A 13,482-nucleotide genomic window follows, 5' to 3' on the forward strand; every position below is an offset into this window, starting at 1 on the left:
TTTTTTATTGAGATTTGGTTTTGTGATTATTAGCAAATTTAATGCGAAGTTAATATTGGAGAGATTTTTTCCACTAAAATTTTAAATTTCTCTTTCGATAAAGCAGAAATTGATTCTGATAAATATTTGTTCTCTATAATAATTAATAAACTTTTTAACTTTTCTATTTCATTTGAATTAACATATATAGATGCTAAATAAAAAATTGCCGAATCTTCACAATCATTATTATTTAGTGAAGATTCAAGAATAATTTTAGCTTCATTAATTTGATTTATGTTTATTAAAAACGCTCCAAAATCATTTAAGTATTTTGAATTTTTAGAAAATCTATCGTATATATTTGAATATAATTCTAACTTCAAATCATTATTCTTTATAAAATCAAAAATCTTCAAATAATTATTAATATTATTCTGATCAATAAAATAAGTCGAATTAATAATTTCATCTTTACAAAGTTCATTATTAATTATCTTATTTAAATATTTAGTTTCATCATTATTAATTTCATTTAATTTATTCAAAAAATAATTCAGTGAATCTTGATCTTTAAATTGAAGTGAAATTATAATTCCTTCATAAATTATTTTTTTATCATCTGCAAAAATATCTTGCTCGCTTATTTTACTTAATTTCAATTTACTTTTTGAATTATTCTCCAAAGCATTTTTACAAAATTTTATAGCTTTTTTATCAGTCATTTTTGCATAAACTTGCGCTGCAATAATATTTAATAATGACTGATTTGGATTTATTTCTACCCCTTTATCAATATAATTTTTCGCAGCAAACAAATTATTATTTCGCATTTCAAAATCAGCTAATTGTAAATAGCAGACTTCCTTAAATTCATTTTTAAGTTTTGAATCTTCAAGAGCTTTTTTATAATATTTTATTGAATTTAAAGAATCTTCCAAAATTAAAAATGAGTTTGCAATTTGATAAGAAATGTAAGATGATTTATTTGAATTAAATTCTTCGAGAAGCAATTCCAAATTTCTTTTTGCTTTTATTTTAAGTTTATCTTTTGAAACATTATAACCAATATGATAAATTTTAATTTCAGAATTAATAATTTTGTAACCATTTTCTAAAAGCGAGTTTTCAATCTGCTCATGAACTTTGCCGGAAAATTTTAATGATTTATTATGTCTGAATAATCTAGTGTATTTCATCGATTGCGAAATACCTTTTTGATCATCCAGACTAATAACCGAACTTTTTACTCCTAAATTTTCATTTGATGAAATTATTTTTTTTAGTTCATTGATTGAATTATTTGATAAACGTTCATCTGCATCTAAGTAAAGAATCCAATCGCAAGTTGATTTTGAAAGCGCAAAATTTCTTGCTGCCGAAAAATTATTTATCCAGTTAAAGTGAAATATTTTTGAACTAAATTGTTTGGCAATTTCTAATGTTTTATCCGTAGAACCGGTATCAACAATTACAATTTCATCAACTAAATCTTTTACAGATTCTAAGCATTCACGAAGATATTTTTCTTCGTTTTTAACAATCATACTTAACGAAATTGTTGACATTAAATTTCCTTATCAAAAATATTTTCAATCAAAAGAGAATTATGATCAACCGATAAATTTAATTTTTGATTTACTTCTTCAAGTTTAATTTTTGCATTTTGATTTTTAATATTATTTACCACAGCCCATTCCAGCATTGCTTTAGATTCTTCAAGCATTTCTGCTTTATTAAAAATTTCACCTAAACCAAAACACGCAGTAGAAGAATTAGGATTTATTTCCAACTCTTTTTCAAACCAATTTTTCGCTTCTTCTAATTCATTATTTGATAAAGCTAAATTTCCCGCAATATTTATTAACACTTCTTTAGAAATATTTTCATAACCAATTCTATCAGATTGATCAAAATATTCAATTGATAGTTTAATATTTTCAATCGCAAAATCTATTTCATTCTCATCAATATTTTGAAATGTTCTTTCGATGCTTTGTTTAAATAAATCTTTATAAATAGGAATTTTTATATTTCTATTTTTCCACAATTTACCTTTCAGCCATATTTCTTCTGGATCAGCTCCCCATTTATCAATAAATTTCTGCTTATTTATTTTCAATCTTTCCGAATAATTGTTTTCACCGTTTGCTTTAAAACTTACCGAACCATAATGATGTATAAAAACATCTTTTGCAATTACTGTTTTATATCCGGCTAATTGTGCGCGCAGACAAAAATCATCATCCTCAAAATTTCCCGGCGAAAATCTTTCATCCAAACCACCGATTTTTTCAATTACTTCTTTTTTAATTAATGTACATAAAAATGCAACGCGCGGAAATTCTTGAATTTGATTTTTATTTTCAATAGAAATTCTATTTGCATATTTATGCATTTCATCTATTGAATTATATTTTGCATTTTTATCAATTTGAACTCCGCTTACAAAATTGCTGATTGGTCCGACAATACCGATTTTATTATCTGAATCGGCAATTTCAATCATTCTATCCAACCAGTCTTTTGTAACAACAACATCATTATTAAGTAAAACAACATAATTTCCGTTTGCTTCAAGAATTCCTTGATTTATTGCTTTGGGAAACCCAAGATTTTCTTCGTTAAAAATTACATTAACATTTTGATGTTGTTTCTTAAGTTTTGTAAGATATTCTTTTGTTCCGTCTGTTGAATTATTATCAATAATAATTAATTGATAATTCGAAGTATTCGCTTGAACTGATTCTATGAATTCCTTTGTATATTTTAGCTGATTATACGTTAGTGCAATAATTGAAGTTATTTTATTAATATTATTTAAGTTACATAGTTTTTCATTTTTATTACTTTGTTTCTTACTGAAAACGGAAGAATCTGAGTTATCAATATTATCAATCTTTAAAACTTTGTTAAATACATTTAACCAATTTTTATAATTCTTATTTATTGTTCTGTTTTGATTCACGTAATTAAATACGTTATTCTTAATTCTATCAATTTCAGAAGGATTTTCAACCAAGTACGAAAGTTTATTAAACCAGCCATTACTGTTCTCGAGATTTACTAAAATGCCGTTTTCTAAATTTTTTACTGATCTTTTATATGGACCAAAATTAGAATAAACACCAGCAATTCCTGAAAAACCATATTCTAAAAATTTAATATCGCTTTTGGCCATATTGAATTTGTTGAATGATAATGGAGCTAAACCAATATCAAGATTTGCATGTTTTAAGAGTTCATAAAAATCTTTTAATGATGCTGCACCCGGAATAAATTCTACTTCTTTATATGAAATAAATTCAACTGGTAACATATTTATAAAAACTAATTTGATTTTTTTTTCATAATATTTTTTTAATTGTAACAAAGCTGGAATAACTTGTTCAAAATCTTCTTGATGAGTTATAGTTCCGGCAAAACCAATTCTAATTTCATCATAATTTGCTTTTGCAATTTTTGGGGGGATAAATATATTTTCATCAATTTGATTTGGAATAACAGAAATATTTTCATTATAAGTTGAAAAATAATTCTTGAGATTTTGGGTTGAAACTGTTACATGATCTGATAACCAAATAAATTCTAATAACCCTCTTCTATTTACGGGATCTGAATATAAACTATATGCTGGGTTTCTTTCGGGAACTTCTAATAAATTATCATCTATTTCATATATAATTTTTGCACCTTTGGATTTTAATAATCTGATAAAGTCTAAGTATATTAGATTATTTATTCGTTGTATTATTACTATATCCGGAACAAATTTAATTTTATATTCTTTTTCTTTTGTAATATCAACTATTTCAAAATCCACAAATCCATTCTTTCTCAAAAATGTTAATGGGCTGTTAAGTCGTATATCTGCTACAGCGCCGGAGTTATTTACTAAAGCTAAAATTTTTATTTTTTGTGACATATTAATTCCAATACAAATTATATTAACTTTTAGTGTAAAACCTCGTTCAAAAACTTCAAATTATTTAATGCAATTTCATTGGTACTATCTTTATTAAGTACAGATTTTATAATTTCTTCTGCCTCAATAAATTTCTGCTCCATTATTGAAATTACTGCAAGATCATTTTGTATTTCTAAATTTTCATTATTTTTTTTTAATTCATTTTGAAGAATTTTTTTTGCTTCGTCCAATTTTCCTTTTTCAATCAAAACTTCAGCTATATCAATTTGAGAAAGTTTTCTAAATATCATAATAAATTCAATACCATTTTGCGAATGTTCAACCAATTCAATATTTAAATTAGTTTCATCAATCCATTTTAAAATTTGATCAAGAAAAGTATTATATTGCCAAACATGGAAATGAATATCACGATTTTCATCAAGATGATTTTTTACATATAGTTCTAGTAAAGCTTCATCAGTAACTTTACTTACTATACGCCCAAATTCTTTATAGTGTTCAATTCTATGTTTTTCTGGTCCATTGTAATATTCGAATTTTAAATGTTCATATGGTGTAAGTTCTCTATCTTTATCAAAAGTATATCTTTTATCTGGCAATGCGTAAAAAATATATCCATTTTCTTTTACTACTCTAATATGATTTTCTATTGTTCTAAAAACATTTTCCGTGTGCTCAAGCATATGATTTGCAATTAAAAAATCATACGAGTTGGAAGGCAGACTCGAAAGTTTTTCACCGTCTTCAATAACTGTAGGATATATACAATATTGCTCTTTAGTTTCTGGCATCCATCTTTTAAGAGTATCGATATCAACTTTATCTACATAATCTGCGCTGCATCCTTCTTTTAATGGCACGGGTGCGTGAAAAGCACCGATCTCTATTCCTCTTCCATTTAAATATTTTTCTGAAAGTACAATTCTCATATCTTGAATTGCATGCTGTGATCTTTTTACTTCCCTTACAAATTTATTATAATCATCCCTTAATTCAACTGAATTTTGCATGATTTGTTTATTAGGAACATAAACGTAATTTGTCATATTAACTCCTTAACTTGCATCTTAAGATTTTGTATGTACTCAAGATTATCATTGGCGGTATTATTTGTTTTATCAAGTTCTATAACCAAATTAATTAATTCATTAGCACGATTAAAATTATTTTTTTTGATTGAAATTAATGTTAGATGATTTAGAATTTTAATATCATGTGGATAATCTTCAAGTAATCCAATCAATTTTTTTTCCGCATTTGAATATTCTTCCATTTCGAGAAAATTTTCTGCTTCATTAATTGTTAACTCATAATTACTAATCCAATAATTAGGATTATTATTTTTAAACAAAGAAAGAAATTTTCCATTTACATAATTTTGAGTATGTTCAATAAAATTTTTTACATTATTCAAAAACTGCTGCTCAAGATTTTTTAATTGTGGTCTGACTAAATGCATTGTTTCAACGGCATGTTCAATATTTTCTTCACCATACGCAATTCCAAATTTTCTGGTTTCACTTAAACTCATCCATTGAACTGCTGAAGTACCTTCATATGGAACAACTATGCTAATACAACCACACAATGCAGCTTGAATACTTAGAAATGTTGCATAATCATAAGAATAGAAATATTTAGTTTTATTAAAAATTTCAACCAATTCTTGAGATGGCATTGAGTCAATTATTTCAATACTTTCATTCAAATCATGAATAATTTTTCTATTTTTTCCTTTTCTCATAACATAACAACTACCACTACGTTTTAAATTTTTATTAATGAACATATCACCATAAAGCTCAATAATTTGAAGATAGTTAACATCTTTTTGACCATTTGTAAAAGATTTGGAATAATAAAAAAGTAAATCGTCGTTTCCAAAATTACCATCACCGCCAAGCACTCCTGGTTTATTCAATATCCATCTAACAACATATTTTGCATTAAGGGGATTACCAATGATAATTTCCGGATAAATTGCGATAAATTTTGAACTTAATATTTCATAATTCGCTAATGAAATTTTATATTTTGCATTAGTTAAAAACGTATCAAAATTATTATCGCTTGGCCATAAATACGCTTCATAACCAAGTCGATTTATATAATCACATAAAAAATGCAAAACTGTTACACCACCGCTATTGATTTTAAGCGATGGTGCAAATATTACATATTTAAACATTATCAATCTCTTACTAATTATTTCTATATTTTATAATCTTTGCTGGATTACCGGCAACAATACTATTTTCCGGCACATCATTTAAAACTACTGCACCAGCTCCAATTAAACTAAAGTCACCTATACACACTTTCTCCCTTATTGTTGCATTACTTCCAATATGTACTCCTTTACCAACTAAAACATTTGCACCTACAACAGCATTTGTTGCTAAATGTGCAAATTGTTCAAGGGTTGAATCATGACCCAAATAAGAGTTTGGAAGTAGAATACAATTATCTGATACTATTGTATCCGTACTTAATTGTGCAAGCGGAGCAATCAAAACTCCATTGCCGATTTTACAAAATTCATTTGGAATTACCGATGTTTTATCAATAATACTAATTAATTTTTTTTGAGGAATTTGTAATGAATTTATTTTATTAAATGTTTCTTTTTCGTTTTTTAACCCAACATAAGCAATGAAACAATATGTATTTTCGTCTAATAAATAATTGTCTAAATCTTCTGTTTTACCGATGATCGGAAATTTTTTAAATTTTCCTATCTTATTTCCAACTTTTTCAAAATCATTTAAAAACCAATAACTTCACCTATTCGATTTTTTTCTATAATTGATGCTGCGATCATTCCTATTCCACTTCCGCCAAGTATTATAATTTTTTTCATATTTGATTTTTGTTAAGGTCAATAATCGTTTTAATTATCTTTTCTTGTGAAGTTTTACTTAAATCGGAAAATATTGGTAAACAAATAACTTCTTCAGTAATTTTTTCTGCATTTCTAAGATTATTTGGGTTTGAAGTTTCTAAATTTCTGTACATTGGGAAATGACTAATTAGCGGATAAAAATATCTTCGTGCAAAGATATTATTGTTTTTTAATGTTTGATATACTTCATCCCTACTTTTTCCAAATTCCTTTTCTTCAATAAAAATTGGAAAGTAAGCAAAATTTTCTGATACATAATTTTGAGGAGATAAAAATCTTAAACCTTTAATGTTCTTTAATTCTTCCGCATAATTTTTTGCAATAAATTTTCTTTTTGATTTATGGAATTCAAAATCTTTTAATTGAAGCAATCCCAATGCAGCTTGCATTTCATTCATTTTTGCATTAATTCCGGTAGAAACAACTGTTGTTTCACCAGCAAATCCAAAATTCTTTAAATAATCAATTCGTTTTTTAATTTTTGGATCATGCGAAATAATTGCCCCACCTTCCAAAGTATTATAAATTTTTGTTGCATGAAAACTTAAAACAGATAAATCACCAAAATTTAATATTGATTCGTTTTTAATTTTAACACCGAAAGCATGTGCTGCATCATAAATAATTTTTAATCCATATACATCTGCAATTTCTTGAAGTTCTTCCACATAACATGGATTGCCATAAACATGAACCGGAAGAATTGCGGAAGTATTGCCGGTTAAAAGTTTTTCAATTTTTTTTGGATCAATATTACAAGTAGTTGGATCAATATCACAAAAAACTGGTGTTATACCATTCCATTTAATTGCATGAGTTGTTGCAACAAAACTATAAGGAGTTGTGATTACTTCTCCTTTAATATCTAAAACTTGAAGTGCGGCAATTAATGCTAATGTACCATTTGCAAATAATGATATATACTCAACCCCAAGATAATTTGCCAATTCACTTTCTAATTGCTGATGAAATTTTCCATTATTTGTTAAAAATTTTGATTGCCAAATTTCCTTTAAAAGAATAATAAACTCATCCAATTCCGGAAGTGTTGGTTGATTAACAAAGATTTTTTCTATATTACTAAAACTATCTTTTGTTAATATTTGGTTATCAACGGATTCCATACTTATTATACTTTTAATTTAAATTTATTTTGATCTGTGTCAGAATTCTTTTTACTAACATTTGATAGAGTATTTATTACAACCACATTTTTCTTATTGTTATTAAGTTTTTCATATTTTGATAAAATTTTTTTTGCTGCCGAAACTATTGGAGGACCGATAAATTTTCCATTTATGATAGTAACGCCAGTTCCTTCTTTTTGTGCTTTTTGATAACTATCTAATATTTCTTTCGCATTTTCAATTTCAAGAGAATTCGGAGTAAAATATTTATGTACTAAGTCAATTTCTTTGGGATTTAGAATCAGCATTCCTTCAAAACCTAAATTTTTAGCAATCTTTAAATTCTTTTCTAAATCGACTAAATCATGAACATTAATATGAACGGTATCAATTGGAACCACTTTATTAGCTTTTGCAGCCATTGCAATCATTGCTCTTGGTGTAAATAAGCTTAATGCTTCTGCATCATGAATTCCACCTAAATCCGTTATAAAATCTTCACATCCATATGCAATTGCTAAAACTCTTTTTGAAGCTTTACAAATATCCTGAACATTTAAAACTGCGCCGGTAGTTTCAATTAATGGAATAATTTTAAAACTTCCTATGGGAAGATTTTTTTCATATTCTATTGTTTCAAGTAATTTATCAAAAAAATAAATATCCTCACCTTTGGTTGATTTAGGATACATAAATCCATCAATTCCCGGAATAGTTAATTGATAAATATCCTTGAGTAAGTGTCCGCTTTCTCGATCATTTACTCTTGGAAAAACCGAATAATTAGCAAATTTTCCTTCTGCAATAAATTGTTGAATTGTATCTCTTGCATATTGCTTATTATGTGAATTTGGCACTGAATCTTCAATATCCAATAAAAGAACGTCAGCTTTTGATTTTGCGGCACTTTCCAATAATTTTATATTATTTCCCGGCACAAACATTAAGCTTCGAAGTAAAAAGTTATTATTCATCATAATTCCTTTTTTTTATAAGTATTAGTCTTGTAAAACTTAATACTTCGAGATTATTTTGATTATATGCAATCGTCTCAACCGTAATTATTCCTCTATCATTTTTGCTTTTTGATTCTTCTTTACTTAAAATTTTTGTTTTTGCATAAATTGTATCATTAGTAAAAACAGGATTTAAGTGTTTAACATTTTTATATTCTAAATTTGCAATTGCTTTTCCGCTAATATCTAAAACCGTAATTCCCACAACCAAACTAAAAACTAATGTTCCAACAACGATTGGTTTCCCATAAATTTCATTTTTGGAATAATGAGAATTTGTATGAAGTGGATGATAATTCATAGTTAAAAGACTGAATAAATTATTATCACTTTCGTATATAGTCTTAGATAGAGAATGTGAAATAACTTCACCTTCTTCAAAATCCTCAAAATAATTTCCTAATCTATTTGGCTGCATTTTTCTATATATTTTTGTGAAAAATATTCCAAAATCATTCCAAATAAATTATTACGATTTTTAAGCGTTTTGTAGATTTTCTGTGTAGCTATTCAGATTGCTGGCTATTATTAGCCAACATTTTCCAAGGATTTTAGCAGGTTATTTAGCGGTGTGATGTATTCATCAATTTCTTTTTTTGCAATTTTATATTTGTGTTTATAATTTTCTTCTCGTTCTTCAACAAAACTTTCTATAATTTTTTGTTGAGTTAAAATTCTCTCATTAAACTTTTGTTCATAAATTTTTGCTTTTAAATTTGAATCAATTTCTAAATTTTTCCTTTCATCTGTTTGCGTAGATTTTACAAATTCTGATTGTGCAATTAACTTTTTCTTATAAGCACTTTTTTCCCAGAATGATGAAAATGCCGTAAATACGGAAATTGAAATTCCAAGCAAAAATGTTATTCCTCCCCATTTAAAACCGTTTACCGCTATTGTATTTATACTGCTGTTACCTTCATCCCAGCCAAACATAACCGACATAATTCCCACAACTAAAAAAATTACAAAAGAAATTGCAGCCGTAAAAATCATTGAACTGTAAAAAACTTTTGACGGATCAAATTTATTACTTTCTTCTAAGCTTTTAATTTTATCTTCTATTATTTTTGCTCTTTCTGTTAATGATCCTTCTAAATATTCAAATGCTTCTTTTTCCGTCATTTTAATTTTTTTAAAAGCATCGTCTTTTTCATGTTTAATCAAATCTAATTGTCTTTTGTTTTGTTCAATTTGTTTATCAAAAACATTTATTTCTTCTTTAATTTGATCAAAATAATGTGACTCAATTAAATTCCGAATAAATTCTATTAACGTAATTAATTTATCTCTAAAAATTTGTTCGCCAATTCTGATAAGCCCGTTTTTTTTATTTTTGTAATTATCCAAAGCTTTTCTTAAAAAATCCATTTCCGCATAAACTTCTTGATTGAAAAATTCTTTAATTCTAAGATTATCCAAATTAATAAGTTTGCTGTACGTTAATTCCATACTATTTGCATCGCTTGAAAAAAATGATCGTAGAAGAAAATCAATATCAGGAAGCATTTGAGCAAAACCAAGTTCCGTAAAAACATTATAGAAGCAAGCATTGTTATAAAAGAACGTAAACAGTTTTAAGAAGTTATAATTAATTGCATATTGAAATCTCATTCTATCATATTCTAAAACATTTTTAAGTCCGTCAAATGCAGTATCAAAATCATCCAAGTATTTACTGCTTAAGGCAATATAATAATTAGCATTTACGCCATGTGGATTAAATTGCAACGCTTCATTAAATGTTGATCTGGCTTTGCTGTAATTATATTCCAAAAAGTAAACAAACCCTTTGTAAATTTTAAGATAGTAAAGTAAATCTTTTTTTAATGACGTTTCAATTTCGCAGCCGTTAACCATTTCCCCGGCTTGATCAAAAAGTTCAATTGCTCTTTTAGGATTATAAATACTTTTATCAAAAGTTAGTAAAACACCATAAATAATCAGATTGTAAAAACTTTGATACGATAAATTTCTCTCAATTTGATTACTTATGCTGAACGCATAATATTGTTTTTCTTTACTCGTTTTTAAAGTTATCCACTGAGTATAGTATTTTTTTATTTCTCTAAAATTTGATACGTAATTAAATTTGCCGTTTTTTGTGAGTAAAAGATCTTCAATATTTCTAACAACATCTGCTTCGGAAAGCCAAAAATAAGGTGCAGTTTCTAATCGAATTAAAAAATCGGAAATTTCATGCGGAAGTTTTATTGAATAAAATTTGGAAGTGTTGCTAATGAATTGATCAAAACTAATTTCGTATCTTAACAGATCAGAAAAATGTTCTCGTCCGTAATTACGGAATTTGGCAATTTCAAGCTCTCTTGAAAGATTTACTTCGTCTATATTTTCGAGTATATCCATTCGGTTTGCGAACATTCTTCTTCCATGAAGTTGTAGAACTTCTTCTACTAATTTATTGTGAAAATCCTTTTTCGAGGTATAATCGTATTTTGCAAGTAATTAGTTTAATATGGAATAGACTTAAAATTCTTAGAATTTTGAATTTTGTAAGATTTTTATATAGGTTAATTTAAAAACAAATTTTGCCAGAACCCCCTTGTTTTGTCTGGCAAACGAAAATTACTTTAACAATATCATTTTATTTACTTGATTGTATTCTCCGGCTTGAAGTTTGTAAAAATATACACCGCTTGGCAAATTACTGGCATCAAATGTTACAGAATAACTGCCGGCTTGTTTAAAACCATTTACCAATTCACTAACTTCTTTACCTAAACTATTATAAACCATTAAGGAAACTTGATTATTTTTTGGTATATCATAAACTATTTTTGTACTTGGATTAAAAGGATTTGGATAGTTCTGAGAAAGTTTATATTCTGTTGGTAATTCATCCCCATTACTGTTTTCATCCTCAATGGCAGATTTGTACATTACACCTCTAATAGAAACCTCATTACTGTATACTGAAATTTTACTTTGTGTATCAAATGCTGTGATTTTGTAAAAATAATTATACCCTTGTATATTTGTAGTAACATCGTTATCACTATAACTAGTAACAAATTTTGTTGTAGTAGCAATTTGTAACCAGTTTGAATTACCCTCTTTTCTCCAAATTACGTATCCTGATAAATCTGTTTCGTCATTTGCATTCCATGTTAACAATGGATGATTTCCATTTGATGTAATTTTTAAATTTTGAGGTTTTGAGGGATTTGATGCAATTGGATTATTTTTAAAGATACTAATAGTAGCAATTCCATTATTTAGGTAATTTAAACTAAAAGTGAAGTTTAAAGTATTTTTATTCTTATTTTGATTGTTTGGATTGCTCCATGGAGAAAAAATTTGTTGATAACCAATTCTAAATGCCTGTAAACCATTACCTAAATAATACTTTGGCTCATCCACTAAATTTGTAATCGGGTTTTTTACAAAATATATTGAAGATGAGCTTTCTGTACAACCTGGATAATTATGTACAATTTTATTTTCTAATGAATGATGACCATCGGTTTTATCTACTCCAAAGTTTTTCCAAACTGGTAAAATTTTGTTCTGATCATACGGATTATTAATTTTATCAATAGCTTCCCAATCATATCTTCCATCTGCTGGAATACACTCACGACCAGTGCCTAATAGTCCTTCTTGTCTTATAATATAAATACCATTTTCAATAGTTCCATCAATACTATTTGGATGGTCTGAAAATGGAGCATGTGATTCCCAATAAGAAGTCTTTTGATGGTTTTCTATATAAAAGTATTTATCTGCATCATATTTAACCCGAATTGCCTTATTTGTTGTTAAAAAATCACCTATACTTTTTGTTATTGTTTCAACACTTGAATTTGTTGCATCAATTGTAAATGCTGCGGCAGATTCTGCCCATTGAAGCTGGTACATTTCGAAAGCATTTATGGTGTATGATTTTGTTCCCCAATCTGCTAACATTCCCCAGTAACCGTATCCATTGTGCATATTATTATGACCCAGTAGGTAATGATTAAATTCATGTAATGCAATTCTAAATGGATCTTGACCAAAATATGATTTTACTGTTACTCCACTTCCCCATGTATCAGTATTTATTTTACGTGCACCAGAATCAACGGAAATATCTCCACCTCGCCCAAGATCACCATAATTATTACCAAAACCTAATACACTTTCATAATTAATACCTGAGACATCTTTAGTAATATTTCGCCAAACAAAAATTATCATGTCAACTTTAGTATCAGCAGTATTTGTATGTAAATAGTTGCTTTCTAATTTCCATTTATCATAGTTAGCAAAATTTTCTGTTGCATCAATTGATTGCAGTAATTCTTTGTGTATATCAAATCTTTTCATATTTAAGTCATCATATTCAGCTCTGGTTTTATTAGTTACTACGTGTATTTCCTTACCGGTAAATTTGAATTTATTATAGGACATTTCGTTAAAATAATGAGTTAAGGAACCTTGGGTTGGATTTGTTGACCATGTTTGATCAATCCATTTACCCATATCTTTTGGTGATTGTCCTTTTATCCATCTTGTATTTGTAGA

General features: G+C 27.1%; 9 protein-coding genes and 1 pseudogene. All 10 read right to left on the reverse strand.

Annotated elements, in window-relative coordinates:
• Positions 1 to 38 precede the first annotated feature (38 nt).
• The 10 genes and pseudogenes from IPH62_04210 to IPH62_04255 all read right to left on the reverse strand — a co-directional run bounded on the left by IPH62_04210 (position 39) and on the right by IPH62_04255 (position 13,440).
• Entirely contained in the window at positions 39 to 1,547 is a 1,509-nt protein-coding gene (locus IPH62_04210; GenBank protein MBK7104468.1) for a glycosyltransferase, read from the reverse strand.
• Positions 1,547 to 3,904, reverse strand: coding sequence for a glycosyltransferase (locus IPH62_04215; protein MBK7104469.1), 2,358 nt, complete (start codon positions 3,902 to 3,904; stop codon positions 1,547 to 1,549). The genes IPH62_04210 and IPH62_04215 overlap by 1 nt, the downstream gene beginning before the upstream one ends.
• Before the next feature lie 29 nt (positions 3,905 to 3,933).
• Complete coding sequence (locus tag IPH62_04220; protein ID MBK7104470.1) at positions 3,934 to 4,956, reverse strand: methyltransferase domain-containing protein; 1,023 nt, start codon at positions 4,954 to 4,956, stop codon at positions 3,934 to 3,936.
• Positions 4,953 to 6,098: a hypothetical protein gene (locus tag IPH62_04225; GenBank protein ID MBK7104471.1), complete on the reverse strand. Its 1,146-nt coding sequence runs from the start codon at positions 6,096 to 6,098 to the stop codon at positions 4,953 to 4,955. The genes IPH62_04220 and IPH62_04225 overlap by 4 nt, the downstream gene beginning before the upstream one ends.
• 13 nt (positions 6,099 to 6,111) lie before the next feature.
• A pseudogene (locus tag IPH62_04230) lies at positions 6,112 to 6,770 on the reverse strand (acetyltransferase).
• A complete protein-coding gene (locus IPH62_04235) occupies positions 6,767 to 7,936 on the reverse strand; it encodes a DegT/DnrJ/EryC1/StrS family aminotransferase (GenBank protein MBK7104472.1) in 1,170 nt (389 codons plus the stop codon). The pseudogene IPH62_04230 and the gene IPH62_04235 overlap by 4 nt, the downstream one beginning before the upstream one ends.
• A gap of 5 nt (positions 7,937 to 7,941) precedes the next feature.
• The gene (locus IPH62_04240; GenBank protein ID MBK7104473.1) at positions 7,942 to 8,913 is read right to left on the reverse strand and encodes a CoA ester lyase; all 972 of its coding nucleotides are present in this window, start codon (positions 8,911 to 8,913) and stop codon (positions 7,942 to 7,944) included.
• Positions 8,906 to 9,373: a MaoC family dehydratase gene (locus tag IPH62_04245; GenBank protein ID MBK7104474.1), complete on the reverse strand. Its 468-nt coding sequence runs from the start codon at positions 9,371 to 9,373 to the stop codon at positions 8,906 to 8,908. Before IPH62_04245 ends, IPH62_04240 begins: the two co-directional genes overlap by 8 nt.
• A gap of 110 nt (positions 9,374 to 9,483) precedes the next feature.
• Positions 9,484 to 11,337: a hypothetical protein gene (locus IPH62_04250; GenBank protein ID MBK7104475.1), complete on the reverse strand. Its 1,854-nt coding sequence runs from the start codon at positions 11,335 to 11,337 to the stop codon at positions 9,484 to 9,486.
• 204 nt (positions 11,338 to 11,541) lie between these two features.
• Positions 11,542 to 13,440 carry a T9SS type A sorting domain-containing protein gene (locus IPH62_04255; protein MBK7104476.1) on the reverse strand — a complete coding sequence of 633 codons (1,899 nt, stop codon included), beginning with the start codon at positions 13,438 to 13,440 and terminating at the stop codon, positions 11,542 to 11,544.
• Between the last annotated feature and the right edge of the window lie 42 nt (positions 13,441 to 13,482).

The organism is Ignavibacteriota bacterium (assembly GCA_016708125.1).
Classification (GTDB): Bacteria; Bacteroidota; Ignavibacteria; order Ignavibacteriales; family Melioribacteraceae.